Here is a 13,285-nt window from a genome sequence, read left to right on the forward strand (position 1 = left end):
CCCTAGTTGCAAGGTGGCATGGAGCCGGTGCCGGCACCCCGGACCGATCCGTCACCACCAGGGGGGTCCGCCAATGACGCAGTTCACCATGACGGCCGCACGTCGCCTCGTCCTCGCAGCATTCGCGGCCGCGGCGATCCCGGGCCTGCCGGCCCTGGCCCATCACGGCTGGTCCTGGGCCGAGGGCGAGCAGATGACGCTCGAGGGCACCATCCAGTCCATCTCGATGTCGCCGCCGCATCCGGTTCTGCAGGTCCAGGATGCCGAGGGCGTCGTCTGGCAGGTCGACCTCGGCAACCCGCGCCAGACCGAGCGCTCCGGCTTCACCGGGGACACCGCCGAGCCCGGCGACGCGATCACCGTGCTGGGCAACCGGTCCAAGGACCCGGACGACATGCACATGAAGGCGGTGCGCATCACGATCGACGGCCAGAACTACGACATGTACCCGGACCGGATCCAGGACTGAGCCTCGCCCAGCCGCATGGGCCTGCTGGCCTGGATCGGATCATGGCCGGGTGCGGTGCTCCTGCAGAACTCCGGCACCGCCTATCTGTTCGTCAACGCCGCGCACATCCTGGGGATCGGCCTGATCCTGGGCGCGATCCTGCCACTGGATCTCCGCCTGCTGGGCCTGTTCCGCCAGGCACCGCTGGCCGTGCTGGGACCATTCCTGTCGCGGATAGCCGCCACCGGCGTGGCGCTGGCGATCCTGACCGGGCTCTGGCTGTTCACCGTCGAGCCCGGCCGCTACGTGGGCAACGCCGCGTTCCTGGCCAAGCTGGCCCTGCTCGCCCTGGCGCTGGGCAATGTCCTGCTCCAGCACCGCAACCGGCACTACCGCGCAGCACTGGCGGGTGCGCCGCTGCACGGCAGCGTGCGCGTGCTGGCGATGGTTTCGGCACTCGCCTGGCTCAGCGCCCTGGTGGCGGGCCGCTGGATCGGGTTCCTGTGACGGGCTGGGCCAGCAGCGGATCCGGGGTCAGCAGCTCGGCCAGGAGGTCGATCACCACCCGCACCGCCGGCGCCATGCCACGGCGTGAGGTGAAGACCAGATGGCGCAGACCCTCGCCGCCATGCCAGTCGGGCAGGATCCGGACGAGCCGGCCATCGCGCAGGCTGCCGGCGACCAATTGCTCCGGAAGGCAGGCGATGCCCACGCCGGCCAGCGTGCTTTCCAGGAGGATCGGGAAGTCGATGGTCGCCAGGCGCGGCTCGTGCGCAAACGTCTCCTTGGCGCCATCCGGGCCATGCAGTTGCCAGACCGTCTCGCCGGGCTGCTCGGTATGGCCGAGCGTCGGCAGGCCGTGGAGGTCGTCGGGCGAAGCGGGCGTGCCATGCTGCCCGAGCAGGATCGGGCTCGCGACCAGCAGGAGGCGGCTGGTCCCCAGGATCTTCACGATCAGGTTGGGGTCGGTATCGAGCTGCGGGCGCACCCGGATCGCGACGTCGATGCGGTCCTCGATCAGGTCGAGCGGCCGGCTCGTCATCACGAGCTGGACCCGCAGCTTCGGATAGCTGGCGAGAAAGCGCGGCATCGTCTCTGCCAGCACTTGCGAGAGCCCGTTCGGGCAGCCGACCCGTACCAGGCCCTGCGGCTGCGCCTGCACCCGTGCGGCCGCCTCGTCGGCGGCCTCGGCCTCGGCGACCATGGCCTGGCAGTGGCGATAATATTCGCGGCCGGCCTCGGTGACGCTCACCCGCCGGGTCGAGCGCTCCAGGAGGCGCAGCCCCAGACGCTCTTCCAGCCGCGCCACCCGGCGGCTGAGCTGCGACTTCGGCAGGCGCAGCGACCGGGCGGCGGGCGAGAAGCCCTGGTGGCGCACCACCGCGGCAAAGCACGCCATGTCGTTCAGGTCGCGCATCCATCCGCCCTACTGTTCCGCTGGTGGAACGCAATGTTCAGGAACAGCCAGCTTCTCGCAAGATCGTCCTGCCCTTACCTCGAATGTCAGCAAGCGGACGAGAACAGGAAGGACATCACGATGAAACTGCTGCACGTCGATTCGAGCATCCTGGGTGCCGCCTCGGTCAGCCGGACCCTGTCGGCCGGCATCGTCGAGCAACTGGCCCGCACCACCCCTGGCCTGGAGATCACCTATCGCGATCTCGCGGCCGACCCGGTGCCGCATCTGTCGGGTACCTATCTGGCGGCGGGGGCCGCCGAGCCTGCAGCGCTCGATCCGGCGCTGCAGCAGGACCTGACGCTCGGCGGCGAGGTCCTGGCGGAGTTCCTGGCGGCCGACATCGTGGTGATCGGCGCGCCCATGTACAATTTCACCATCAGCAGCCAGCTCAAGGCCTGGATCGACCGGCTCGCGGTCGCCGGCAAGACCTTCCGCTACACCGCGGACGGGCCGGTCGGGCTGGCCGGCGGCAAGCGGATCATCGTCGCTTCCTCGCGCGGCGGGGTCTACAGCGCCGGGAGCCCGCTCGTGGCGATCGACCACCAGGAGCCCTATCTGCGGACCATCTTCGGCTTCTTCGGCATCACCGACGTGCAGTTCGTGCGTGCCGAGGGCGTAGCCATGGGCGATGCGCAGCGCACCCGCTCGGTCGCCGAAGCCTGGCGCGAGATCGACCTCCTGCAGGCCGCGTAAGGGGGGCTCCGCCCGGCGCGCAGCCGGGCGGAACTGGCTCAGGCGGCTCTGGCCGCCACGTTCACCAGCGCCGGCACCTCGTCCAGCCGGTCGATCACCCGGTCGGCCAGGGCTCGGAACTCCGGCTTGTCGGCGACGTGCCGGTTGGACGCGTAGCCGATCGTGCGCAGCCCCGCGGCGCGGGCCGACATCAGGCCGGTGATGCTGTCCTCGACGGCGACTGCCCGTTCCGGCGGCACGCCGATCAAGGCGCAGGCACGGGCATAGGGCTCTGGCCCCGGCTTACCCTCCGTCACGTCGTCCAGGGTCACGGTCGCCTGGAGGAAGGGCAGGATGCCCAGTTTCGCCAGGTTGGCGGCCACCACCTGGGTGCCGGAGTTGGAGGCGCAGGCCTGGCGCAGGCCCGCCTCGTGCAGGGCCCGCACCACCTCCACCGCGCCGGGCATCGCCCCGAGGCTGCCCTGGTCGGCCAGATATTCGGCGTCCAGGTCGGCCAGCCAGCTCTCCATGGTGACGTGCGGCGGGAAGCGGTGCGCCACCGCGTGCCACACGTCGTACTGGTGCACGCCGACGAAAACGCCGGCGTCCAGGTCGGAGACATCGACGCCGTGGCGGCGGCAGGTCGCATAGAAGACCCGCTCGTGCAGCGGCTCGCTGTCGATGAGCGTGCCGTCCATGTCCCAGACGACCGCGGCGAGTTCCGGCATGGTCATGTCAGCGCAGCGTCGCCACCTTGTCCATGAACCGGCGCACCCGGTCCTTGTCCACCGGGTTCCAGGTGTTGCCGTCGACCTTGAAATGCGTGCCGATGATGCAGCCGTCGGCGAACTGGAAGGTCTCCTCGACATTGTCGATCCGCACGCCGGTATTGGCGAACACCGGGGTGTCGGGCAGGGCTTCGCGCACCTTGCGCAACTGCGAGTGCTCGGCGGCCTGGCCGGTGATGGCGCCCGAGACCAGGATCGCGTCGGCCAGCGAGGAGAAGACCGCGCTCTTGGCGCGCAGCTCGATCGGCCGCTTGTCCAGCGAATCGGCGAACTCGGCGTTGATGTTGAAGAGCAGCTTCAGGTCGGGGCGACCGAGGTTGCGCCGCGCCAGGAAGGCGCTTTTGCAGTCGGGCTCCCAGATGCCCATGTCGGAGGCATAGACGCCGGTGAAGATCTCGCGCACGAACTTCGCCCCGGTCGCCACGGCGATCTCGACGCTGGCAACCGGGTCCCAGAGATAGTTCACGCCGAACGGCACCTTTATCTCCGGCTTCACCGTGGCGATGATGGAGCTCATCGCCACCGCCGAGGCCAGCGGGGCCTTGAGCGAATAGGGCCGGTCGTTCTCGTTGCCGAACATGACCGCGTCGACGCCGCCGTCCTGCAGGGCGTGGAGGTCGGCGAGCACGCCGTCGACCAGCTTCGCCATGCCGCCCTTCTCGTCGTAGAGCGAGGTGCCCGGCAGCGCGCCGATATGCACCATGGCGATGACGAGCTTCTTCCGCTCCTGCAACAGATCAAACACGATCGCACAACCTTTCGCTAACCGGCTGCCGGATCAGCAGCCTTCTTCCTCGTCATCGTCGGCGACGACGACCTGGACCTCGTGGCGCCGCAGCGCTTCGGCCAGCTCCGCCCCGGGCGGCCGGTCGGTCACCAGGGTCGAGATCGCCTCGAGCCCCGCCACCCGGGCAAAGCTGCGCCGGCCGAACTTGCTGCTGTCGCAGAGCAGGATCAGCTCGCCGGCCCGCCGGATGAAGCCCATCTTCACCTGCACTTCCTCGATCGAATAGTCGAAGATCCCTTCCGGGCTCAGCGCCGCCGCACCGATGAAGGCCTTGTTCAGCCAGTGGTCGGCCAATTGGCGCTGGGTGATCGCCCCGCACAGCGAGCCTTCGCGGGCGCGCAGGTAGCCGCCCACGACATAGACGTCGGACAGCACCGGGCGGCGCGTCATGGCCGCCACCGCCTGCAGGCTGTTGGTGACGATGCTGAGCCCGCTGCGGCCGCCAATCTCGGCGGCCAGGCAGGCCACGGTGGAGCCGACATCCAGCCCGACCACGTCACGGTCGGCGATCAGCGCCGCCGCGGCCCGGCCGATCGCCTGCTTGGCCCTGGCACGAACATTGCGTCTGGCAGCGAACGAGGGCTCGGCCGGCGCCGCTGCCGGCTTGGCGAGCACCGCACCACCATGAGAACGTTCGATGGCCCCGCTCTGCTGCAGCGCGTCCAGGTCGCGCCGCACCGTCATCTCCGAGATGCCGAACTCCTTGGCGATCTCCGCCACGGAGATCTCGCCGCGCTCGACGATGGCCACGTGCAGGGCCCGCCGGCGGGCGGCCGCCAGCACGGCACCACCGCGCCGGCCTTCGCCGCCGGGCGGCATCGGGGCTGTGCGCCCTGCCTCGCCGTCCATCCGTGCCGCTCCAACTTCACGCGCCCATCCGCGCCGGCAGCGCGGCCGGCAGCGGGACGATAGCCGCTGGCCGGAGGTGCCGCAACACGATCGAACAGAATCGAACAGAAGTGACCTGTTAGAAAATGTTTGACCGGATGCGCGACGTGGATAGCTTTGCCGGGCGGGGGAGGCGCTCCATGCTCTGGTCCGGGGGGATGGCGCATGGAGCGCCGGTTCCCCTCGAAGGCGTGGCCGCACATGCCTGATAAAATCTCGGGGGAGGGGGCATTGAGCGGTATCGGCAGCGATCTGGCGGGCAAGACGGCGCTGGTCACCGGCGGTGCGACCGGCATCGGGCTGGCGATCTGCCGGGCCCTGGTGGCGCAGGACATGCGCGTCGCGATCGCCGACCTGAACCTGGATGCCGCCCGTGCCGCCGCGGCCGAACTGGGTGACGGGCATCATGCCCTGGCCATGGACGTGCGCCGGCGGGACAGCGTCGCCGAGGGCTTTGCGGCTGCGCGCGCTGCGCTGGGCGAGATCGACTGCCTGGTCGCCAATGCCGGCGTGTCCACCATGAACCGTGCGGTGGATCTCACCGACGAGGAATGGGACTTCAACTTCGACGTCAACGCCCGGGGCGTGTTCCTGACCAACCAGTACGCCGCGCGCTACTTCCTCGAGACCGGCCGCAAGGGTGTCATCTGCAACACCGCCTCGCTCGCCGCCAAGGTCGGAGCGCCGCTGCTGGCACACTACTCCGCCAGCAAGTTCGCGGTGCTGGGCTGGACCCAGGCGCTGGCGCGCGAGCTGGCGCCCAATGGCATCCGGGTGAACTGCGTCTGCCCGGGCTTCGTGCGCACCGGCATGCAGGAGCGCGAGGTCGTCTGGGAAGCGGAGCTGCGCGGGATGACCCCGGATGCGGTCCGCGCCGAATATATCGCCATGACGCCGCTCGGCCGGCTGGAGACCCCGGAGGATGTCGCCGGGGTGGTGGCGTTCCTCCTGTCGGATGCGGCCCGGTTCATCACCGGGCAGGGCATCAATGTGGAGGGAGGGGTCTACACGGGCTGAGACGGCTCGCTGGATCCTGTCCGCGACGGTTTCATCGGGTCGATGAAGCCGCACGGGTGCTTTTGCTTTGGCTTGCTTGAGTTCATTTATAGCTGCTAAATTAGTCAGTGATTAACTCTTGTGCTGTCGAGGGTCACTGATTACGCGTGCAGCCAGTAACCGGTTGCGGTGACCTGCGGGTCCCTGCCTGACCGTCGAGGGGGGAAACAGATGAAGCGCCGTGAGTTCGGATTGCTGGCCGGCACGGCCGGCCTGGCCTTGATGAGCGGGGCCGGGCGGGTCCTGGCGCAGGATATGGACCTCAAGCCGACCAGCGGCGAGACCGTCTATTTCCGGGGCTGGAACTTCCGCACCGACGTGGTCCAGGCGAATGTCGCCCGCTACAACGAGGCGATGGACGGCAAGGTCGACTACGCCACGGTGACCGGCGACTACCCGGCGCTGATGGAGCAGAACCTGATGGCCAGCGCCGAGCTGGACATGTTCTACGCCAACCCGTCCTCGGCCTGCCGCTACTTCGATGCGGGCTGGGTGCTGCCGGCGAACGAGCTGCCGGCCTATGCCGAGATCGAGGCGGAACTCTATCCGAACCTCAAGGATGCCTGGACCTACAAAGGCAAGCTCCTGGGCCTCTCATACTTCGCCAGCACCCGCGGCACGATGGTAGTGAACCGCAAGCTCTTCGAAGAGTACGGCTTCACCGACGCCGACCTGCCGAAGAACTGGGACGAGGTCTACGACCTCATCTACAGGATGAAGGACAAGGGGATCGAGACCCCCTTCCTGCCGCACTGGTTCGGCGAGTGGTTCGGCATCTCCTGGGGCTTCGTGCTCGAGGTGATCAACCGCGGCGGCACCATCGCCGATGCCGAGACGCACCAGCCGACCATCACCACCGACGAGGACGGCCCGTACTACAAGACGCTGGCCGCCTGGAAGAAGCTCTGGCAGTCGGGCATGATCGCCCAGGAGGTCTTCACCTTCAACGAGGGCGGCTACATCGACGCCTTCGCGTCCGGGCGCTACGTCATGAGCCCGCAGCAGATCTACGACATCGAGACCTTCAACCGGCCGGGCCGCTCGCAGATCGCCGGAAGCTGCAGCCTCGTGCCGATGGGCGACCATCCCTGGGGCATCATCGACAGCGGCCTCTACGTGATGAGCAACCGCGAGCGTTCCGAGGCGCTCACCGACGACGTGAAGAAGTTCGTGTCCTGGTACGGCTTCAAGGACCAGGACGGCAAGATCGCGATCGCGCAGAACTGGATGCAGGAGAACATGCTGTTCTCCGGCTACAAGTCCGTGATGGAGAGCCCCGAGACCGCGGAGCGCATCAAGAAGGCGATCATGCGGCCGGAGGACTATGACGCGATACTGAAGATCTACCAGAACACACCGTTCCCCAAGGGCATCTGGAGCGTCGTCTGGTCGGAGGAGTTCAATCCGTTCCTGAAGGAGACGCTGTCGTCCTTCCTGTTCGACGATGGCGACATCGTCGAGACCCTGGAAGCGATGACCGCCAAGATCGAAGAGCTCAACGGCAAGTACGGTATCTGACCAGATGGCAGTGGGCAGCGCCGGCCAGGCGATCCAAGCATCCACCCCCAGCCGCAAGCCGCGCCGGGAGATGTCGGACACGCGCTTCGCGTTCCTGATCGGCCTGCCCGTCCTGGTGTTCCTGATGCTCGTGGTGGCGTACCCTCTGGGGTACGCCATCTACATGAGCCTGCACCAGATCGTGTTCTTCGGCGGCTACCGGGCGAACTTCGTCGGCCTGAAGAACTTCATCGACGTCTGGAGCGACAAGAGCTTCATCAACGCGATCTGGATCACGTTGCGGTTCACGGTCGAGTCGGTCGTGCTGACCATGATCCTGGGCCTGTGCCTGGCTTCGATCATGAACCAGCGGATCCGCATGGCCGGCCTGGTCCGCACCCTCCTGTTCCTGCCCTGGTGCGTCTCGTCCTATGCAGCGGGGCTGATGTTCGGCCAGCTCGTCCGGGGGCAGACCGGCATCCTCACCACCATCTCCTTCACGTTCGGCGGCACCCAGGGTGTCGACCTGATGGGACGGGCCACCGTGGTCGAGGTGCTGGCCGTCGCCAATGCTTGGCTGATGGCGCCGCTGGTGGCGTTCTTCCTGCTCGCCAACATGAAGACCATCCCCAAGCGGCTCTATGACCTGGCGGCGATCGACCGGCTCACCGCCTGGGAGACCTTCCGCTACGTCACCCTGCCGCCGCTCCAGTTCACGCTGTTCGTGTTCGCCTCGATCACCACCGTGCTCTCGATGAAGATGTTCGACATGATCCTGATCATGACCGGCGGCGGTCCAGGTACGGCCTCGGCGACGCTGACCTATCAGATCTACAAGCGCAGCTTCAAAGACCTGAACCTCGGCTACGGCGCCGCCATGTCGTTCTACCTGCTGTTCTTCATCCTGGGGGCAACGTTCCTCATCTATCTCGTCTGGGGACGAAGGGTGTCGCGCTGATGGCCAAGCGATCGATCTTCCTCTACCTCGCCATCGCGGTCGCGATCGTCTGGTCGATCTTCCCGATCTACTGGTTCTGCCGGATGGCGTTCCTGACGCCCAACGAGATCCGCCTGTTCCCGCAGCCCTTCATGCCGCAGGTGTTCGAATTCGGCACGTTCTACAACATCTTCGGCTACGACTACGAATATGCGGCCGGCTACGTCAGCGGGGCGTCCGGCCAGTCGAACCAGATCATCCGCGGCGTCCTCAATGGCCTGTTCATCAGCAGCATCGTGACGGTCATCACGCTGCTGATCGTGGTGCCGCTCGCCTACGTGTTCGCGCGCATGGAGTTCCGGCACAAGCAGAAGCTCCTGTTCGCCGTGCTGCTCGCCGTGGCGCTGCCGCCGGTCTCGACCCTGATCCCGTTCTACTCGATGTATGTCCAGCTAGGCCTGAACGGCACGCGGTTCGGCCTGATCGTGGTCACCCTGACCATCACCGTCCCGTTCGTCGCCTGGATGCTGATCGGCTATTTCCGCAACCTGCCGCCGATCGAGCGGCTGGCCAGGATCGACGGCTACAGCCGGACGAGCTGCCTGCTGACGCTGATCCTGCCCCTGGCCAAGAGCGGCATCGCGGTGGCCGCGGTGATCGCCTTCCTGTTCTCCTGGAACGAATACACCTACGCCCTCGTGCTGGTGAACGGCACCAGCGCCAACACGCTGCCCACGGCGATCTCGGGCTTCCTCGGCCAGTATCCGGAGCCCGGCAACCTCGCGGCGTCCGTGATCGTGACGATCATCCCGCCCGCGCTGTTCGCCTACTTCCTGCAGCGTCACGTCACCGAAATGAGCCTCGTCGATCCGGTCCGCTGACAGCGGAGACCAGATAGGCGACCAGGAGAGCCCCGATGGCCAAAATCGATCTCGTCAAGCTGCGCAAGACCTTCGGCGCCTACGTCGCCGTGGAAGGGCTGGACCTCAAGATCAACGACGGCGAGTTCCTGATCATGCTGGGGCCGTCCGGCTGCGGCAAGACCACGACCCTGAACATGATCGCCGGGCTGGAAGCGGCGAGTGCGGGCGACATCCTGTTCGACAACGTCAACGTCACCGACTTGCCGCCGCACGAACGCAACGTGGCGATGGTGTTCCAGTCCTCGCTGCTCTACCCGCACATCTCGGTGCGCCGGAACATCGAGACCAGCCTTCGGCACACCACCATCTCGGATGCCGACCGCAAGCGGCGGATCGCCGAAGCCGCCAAGATGCTCGAGATCGAGCCGTTCATGGACAAGCTGCCGGGCCAGCTCTCGGGCGGCCAGCGCCAGCGCGTCGCCACCGCCAAGGCAATCGTGCGCGAGCCGTCCGTGTTCCTGCTGGACGAGCCGCTCTCGGCCCTCGACGCCGCGCTGCGCCTGTCGCTGCGCTCGGAGCTGGTCAACCTGCAAAAGCGCCTGGGCACCACCACCGTGTTCGTGACCCACGACCAGGTCGAGGCCATGACCATGGGCGACCGGATCGCGGTCATGAACAGCGGCCGGCTTGAGCAGATCGGCACGCCCGACGAGATCTACAATTCGCCCAGCACCGTGTTCGTCGCGGGCTTTTTGGGCTCGCCGCCCATGAACCTGTTGGAAGGCGATCTCGCGGGCGGCTTCTTCCGGCGCGGCGGGCTCGCCGTACCGATCCAGGGGCCGGGCGGCAAGGTGACGCTCGGCGTGCGCCCGCAGGACGTGACCGTGACCGAGGCCACCGCACCGGGCGCCCTGCCGGTCACCGTCTATGCGGTGGAGCATCTGGGCCGCGAATCGGTGCTGATCGCGGATGACGATCGCGGCAACAAGGTGCGGGCTCTGGTGGCGCCCGGCTGGCATGCCAGGGTCGGCGAGAAGCTCGGCATCATGCCCGACCCGGCGCGCTGCCTCCTGTTCGACACGAATGGTGCGCGGATCTACGAAACGGTCGCCCGCGCGGCCTGACTCCTTCTTTGCGGACGTCTTCCAGATGAATTTCGACGTGATCATCGTGGGTGCCGGCGCTGCCGGCGCCGTGCTGGCCGCCCGCCTGAGCGAGGACAAGGAGCGCAATGTGCTGCTCCTGGAAGCGGGCCAGGACTTCCGCAGCGCCGACGCCCCGCCGGAGATGCAGAGCCCCAACCCGTTCAACCTGCTGCTGCCCGAACGCTTCCAGAAGCAGTTCATGTATGCCGACCTGAAGTCGCGCCGCACCAAGAAGCAGGACCACCGCATCTACTGGCGCGGCAAGGGCATGGGCGGCTCCACCAGCGTGAACGGCCAGATCGCGATCCGCGGCGTGCTGCATGCCTTCGACCGCTGGGCGGAGATGGGCTGCGAGGGCTGGTCCGGGCAGGGCGTGCTGCCGTTCTTCAACCGGCTGGAAGACGACCCGATCGAGGCCGTGCATCACGGCAAGGGCGGCCCGATCCCGATCTACCGCGCTCCGGTCGAGAGCTGGGGCAATGTCGACAAGGCGCTGCGTGAAGGGGCGATGGCACTGGGCCATCCCTGGCACGACGATTCCAACGCGCCGGACGCCGATGGCGTGTGCACCTATGCGATCAACAACCGCAACGGGCGGCGCGTCTCCACCAACGACGCCTACCTCGAGCCGGCGCGCGGCCGCCCGAACCTGACCATCCTGGGCGAGGCCAACGTCGACAAGGTGCTGCTCGACGGCAAGAAGGCCACCGGGGTGAGCGCCATCGTCAAGGGCGAGCGCCGGGAGTTCCATGCGCCGCTGGTCGTCCTGTCCGCCGGTGCGATCGCCACGCCGCCGATCCTGCAGCGCTCCGGCATCGGGCCAGGCGCACTCCTGAAGAAGCACGGCATCGACGTCGTGGCCGACCTGCCGGTCGGCACCGGCTTCTTCGACCATCCCTATTGCCGCTACGAGCTCAAGCTGAAGAAGGAGTTCAAGTCGACCGACCCGAACGAGCGGCACACCAACTGCTGCGTGAAGATGAGCACCAATCTTCCGGGCGGCTCGCCGCAGGACATCCTCTACATCTCGATGAACCATGGCGGCTTCGGGGTGGAGAGCGACAGCGCCCAGTTCGGCGAGGCGATGCTCAACCTGATCCTGATGTGGGCGAACAGCCGCGGCACGGTCGAGATCGCCTCGCCCGACCCGTTCGTGCAGCCGATCGTCGAGGAGAACATGCTGGACGATGCCAGCGACCTCGCCCGCATGCGCGTCGCCTACCGGCACCTGGCAAAGATCGCCAAGCAGGAGGCGGTCCAACGCATCTCGGACGACATCCTGCTGGCCGACACCGACCTGCCGCTTTCCTGGATGGACACCGCGACCGACGACCAGGTCGACGACTTCCTGCTGGAGCACTCCAACGACGCGCAGCACGGCGCCGGCGGCTGCCCGATGGGCTCGGCCGACTTCGACGACAAGAAGAGCGTGGTCGACCCGCATTGCCGGGTGCGCGGCTTTACCGGCCTGCGCGTGGTCGACGCCTCGATCATGCCGCTGGACTGCCAGGCCAACACCAACCTCACCACCATCATGATCGGCGAGAAGATGGCCGACGAGTTGCGCCGGGCATGATCACCGACCAGGACGTCATCGAGCTGCTTTCCGCCCTGGTCGCGATCCCCTCGGTCAACCCGGCCTTCCGCCAGGTGGGCGACCCCGCCGAGTGGTTCGGCGAGGCGGCGGTCGGCCACGAGGTCACCCGCCAGTTGGAGGCGATGGGCCTGAAGCCGGAGCAGGACGAGGTCCTGCCCGGGCGGGCCAACGTCATCGCCACGCTGAAGGGCACGGCCGGCGACGGCCGCCGGCTCGTGTTCGAGTGCCACATGGACACGGTCCAGGTGACCGGCATGAGCATCGAGCCATTCACGCCGGTGGTGCGCGACGGCCGCCTCTACGGGCGCGGCTCGGTCGACGACAAGGCCTGCATCGCCATGATGCTGCTGGCCATGCGCGAGCTGGCGAAGGACCCGCCGGCGGTCGATGTCGAGTTCGTGGCGGCGGTGGACGAGGAGTTCCAGTTCAAGGGCGTGCTCCACCATCTGGCCCGCAAGGACGGGCTGGTGGGCGGGGTGGCCGGTGAGCCGACCTCGCTCCAGGTGGTCACCGCCTGCAAAGGCTGCGTGCGCTGGACGATCGAGGTGCGCGGCAAGGCGGCGCACACCTCGCAGCCACAGGAAGGCATCGACGCCATCGCGATCGCGACCGACCTTCTGGCCCATCTGCGCCTGACCATCGACCCGGAGCTGCGGGTCCGCAGCCATCCGCTGGTCGATGCACCGAGCCTGATCTGCACCATGATCGAGGGCGGACAGGGGCCGAACACGGTGCCGGCCCGCTGCGTCATGACCTTCGACCGCCGCACCCTGCCGGGCGAGACCGGCGAGGACGCCTGGCGCGAGATCGACGCGGCGGTGCGGGCCTTCGCCGAGAAGCTGCCGGAAGGGGCGGCGATCACCATGCACCCGCCCTTCATCGATTCGGTCTCCATGGACGTACCGCCCAGCGCGGCGATCACCGAGGCGGCGCGTGCGGCCTGCCGCAAGCATGGCCTGTCTGACGAGATCGTGGGCGTGCCCTACGGCTCGGACGCGACCAAGCTCACGGCGGTGGGCGTGCCGACCATCATCTTCGGGCCGGGCTCGATCGACCAGGCGCACACGGCCGACGAGTTCGTCCCGGTCGCCGAAGTGACCACGGCCGCCAAGGTGCTGGTCGACCTTGCCCGCAGCTTTGCCTGAGCA

General features: G+C 67.5%; 14 protein-coding genes. 10 read left to right on the top strand and 4 right to left on the bottom strand.

Annotated elements, in window-relative coordinates; all coding sequences use genetic code 11:
• Positions 1-73 precede the first annotated feature (73 nt).
• Positions 74-469, top strand: a complete 396-nt coding sequence (locus HLA95_RS06610; RefSeq protein ID WP_255591558.1) for a DUF6152 family protein — start codon at positions 74-76, stop codon at positions 467-469.
• 15 nt (positions 470-484) lie between these two features.
• Positions 485-955, top strand: coding sequence for a DUF6644 family protein (locus HLA95_RS06615; RefSeq protein WP_191060093.1), 471 nt, complete (start codon positions 485-487; stop codon positions 953-955).
• Here HLA95_RS06615 and HLA95_RS06620 read toward each other — a convergent pair.
• Positions 915-1,865, bottom strand: coding sequence for a LysR family transcriptional regulator (locus HLA95_RS06620; RefSeq protein ID WP_222182833.1), 951 nt, complete (start codon positions 1,863-1,865; stop codon positions 915-917). The two genes, HLA95_RS06615 and HLA95_RS06620, sit on opposite strands and share 41 nt — an antisense overlap.
• 120 nt (positions 1,866-1,985) lie before the next feature.
• On the opposite strand from HLA95_RS06620, the gene HLA95_RS06625 reads away from it, so the two are divergent.
• On the top strand, positions 1,986-2,600 hold the full coding sequence (locus tag HLA95_RS06625) for an FMN-dependent NADH-azoreductase (protein ID WP_191061455.1): 615 nt from the start codon (positions 1,986-1,988) through the stop codon (positions 2,598-2,600).
• A 38-nt stretch (positions 2,601-2,638) separates the two neighbouring features.
• Here HLA95_RS06625 and HLA95_RS06630 read toward each other — a convergent pair whose 3' ends face one another.
• From HLA95_RS06630 to HLA95_RS06640, 3 genes are read right to left on the bottom strand one after another with little or no spacing between them, the layout of a single operon-like run.
• On the bottom strand, positions 2,639-3,313 hold the full coding sequence (locus tag HLA95_RS06630; protein WP_191061456.1) for an HAD family hydrolase: 675 nt from the start codon (positions 3,311-3,313) through the stop codon (positions 2,639-2,641).
• A 1-nt stretch (position 3,314) separates the two neighbouring features.
• Entirely contained in the window at positions 3,315-4,115 is an 801-nt protein-coding gene (locus HLA95_RS06635) for a BtpA/SgcQ family protein (protein WP_191061458.1), read from the bottom strand.
• 30 nt (positions 4,116-4,145) lie between these two features.
• Positions 4,146-5,003, bottom strand: coding sequence for a DeoR/GlpR family DNA-binding transcription regulator (locus HLA95_RS06640; protein WP_222182834.1), 858 nt, complete (start codon positions 5,001-5,003; stop codon positions 4,146-4,148).
• A 270-nt stretch (positions 5,004-5,273) separates the two neighbouring features.
• Between HLA95_RS06640 and HLA95_RS06645 the strand changes: the two genes are divergently transcribed.
• From HLA95_RS06645 to HLA95_RS06675, 7 genes are all read left to right on the top strand, one after another.
• Positions 5,274-6,059 carry an SDR family NAD(P)-dependent oxidoreductase gene (locus HLA95_RS06645; protein WP_223861433.1) on the top strand — a complete coding sequence of 262 codons (786 nt, stop codon included), beginning with the start codon at positions 5,274-5,276 and terminating at the stop codon, positions 6,057-6,059.
• Positions 6,060-6,269: 210 nt separating this feature from the next.
• Positions 6,270-7,616 (top strand): ABC transporter substrate-binding protein, encoded by a 1,347-nt coding sequence (locus HLA95_RS06650; protein ID WP_191058838.1) that lies wholly within the window; start codon positions 6,270-6,272, stop codon positions 7,614-7,616.
• A gap of 4 nt (positions 7,617-7,620) precedes the next feature.
• On the top strand, positions 7,621-8,553 hold the full coding sequence (locus HLA95_RS06655; RefSeq protein ID WP_191058837.1) for a carbohydrate ABC transporter permease: 933 nt from the start codon (positions 7,621-7,623) through the stop codon (positions 8,551-8,553).
• Entirely contained in the window at positions 8,553-9,413 is an 861-nt protein-coding gene (locus HLA95_RS06660; protein ID WP_191058836.1) for a carbohydrate ABC transporter permease, read from the top strand. Before HLA95_RS06655 ends, HLA95_RS06660 begins: the two co-directional genes overlap by 1 nt.
• Before the next feature lie 35 nt (positions 9,414-9,448).
• Positions 9,449-10,519, top strand: coding sequence for an ABC transporter ATP-binding protein (locus tag HLA95_RS06665; protein ID WP_191058835.1), 1,071 nt, complete (start codon positions 9,449-9,451; stop codon positions 10,517-10,519).
• 25 nt (positions 10,520-10,544) lie between these two features.
• Positions 10,545-12,116 (top strand): GMC family oxidoreductase, encoded by a 1,572-nt coding sequence (locus HLA95_RS06670; RefSeq protein ID WP_191058834.1) that lies wholly within the window; start codon positions 10,545-10,547, stop codon positions 12,114-12,116.
• Entirely contained in the window at positions 12,113-13,282 is a 1,170-nt protein-coding gene (locus HLA95_RS06675) for a M20 family metallopeptidase (protein WP_191058833.1), read from the top strand. Before HLA95_RS06670 ends, HLA95_RS06675 begins: the two co-directional genes overlap by 4 nt.
• The last annotated feature ends 3 nt before the right edge of the window (positions 13,283-13,285 follow it).

This window comes from Geminicoccus harenae (assembly GCF_019800005.1).
Taxonomy (GTDB): domain Bacteria; phylum Pseudomonadota; class Alphaproteobacteria; order Geminicoccales; family Geminicoccaceae; genus Geminicoccus; species Geminicoccus harenae.

Excerpts from the sequence above, each read along its gene's own strand:
- HLA95_RS06670 (WP_191058834.1), top strand. The coding sequence starts at position 10,545 with ATGAATTTCGACGTGATCATCGTGGGTGCCGGCGCTGCCGGCGCCGTG.
- HLA95_RS06650 (WP_191058838.1), top strand. The coding sequence starts at position 6,270 with ATGAAGCGCCGTGAGTTCGGATTGCTGGCCGGCACGGCCGGCCTGGCC.
- HLA95_RS06655 (WP_191058837.1), top strand. The coding sequence starts at position 7,621 with ATGGCAGTGGGCAGCGCCGGCCAGGCGATCCAAGCATCCACCCCCAGC.
- HLA95_RS06675 (WP_191058833.1), top strand. The coding sequence starts at position 12,113 with ATGATCACCGACCAGGACGTCATCGAGCTGCTTTCCGCCCTGGTCGCG.
- HLA95_RS06660 (WP_191058836.1), top strand. The coding sequence starts at position 8,553 with ATGGCCAAGCGATCGATCTTCCTCTACCTCGCCATCGCGGTCGCGATC.
- HLA95_RS06620 (WP_222182833.1), bottom strand. The coding sequence starts at position 1,865 with ATGCGCGACCTGAACGACATGGCGTGCTTTGCCGCGGTGGTGCGCCAC.
- HLA95_RS06610 (WP_255591558.1), top strand. The coding sequence starts at position 74 with ATGACGCAGTTCACCATGACGGCCGCACGTCGCCTCGTCCTCGCAGCA.
- HLA95_RS06625 (WP_191061455.1), top strand. The coding sequence starts at position 1,986 with ATGAAACTGCTGCACGTCGATTCGAGCATCCTGGGTGCCGCCTCGGTC.
- HLA95_RS06630 (WP_191061456.1), bottom strand. The coding sequence starts at position 3,313 with ATGACCATGCCGGAACTCGCCGCGGTCGTCTGGGACATGGACGGCACG.
- HLA95_RS06640 (WP_222182834.1), bottom strand. The coding sequence starts at position 5,003 with ATGGACGGCGAGGCAGGGCGCACAGCCCCGATGCCGCCCGGCGGCGAA.
- HLA95_RS06615 (WP_191060093.1), top strand. The coding sequence starts at position 485 with ATGGGCCTGCTGGCCTGGATCGGATCATGGCCGGGTGCGGTGCTCCTG.
- HLA95_RS06665 (WP_191058835.1), top strand. The coding sequence starts at position 9,449 with ATGGCCAAAATCGATCTCGTCAAGCTGCGCAAGACCTTCGGCGCCTAC.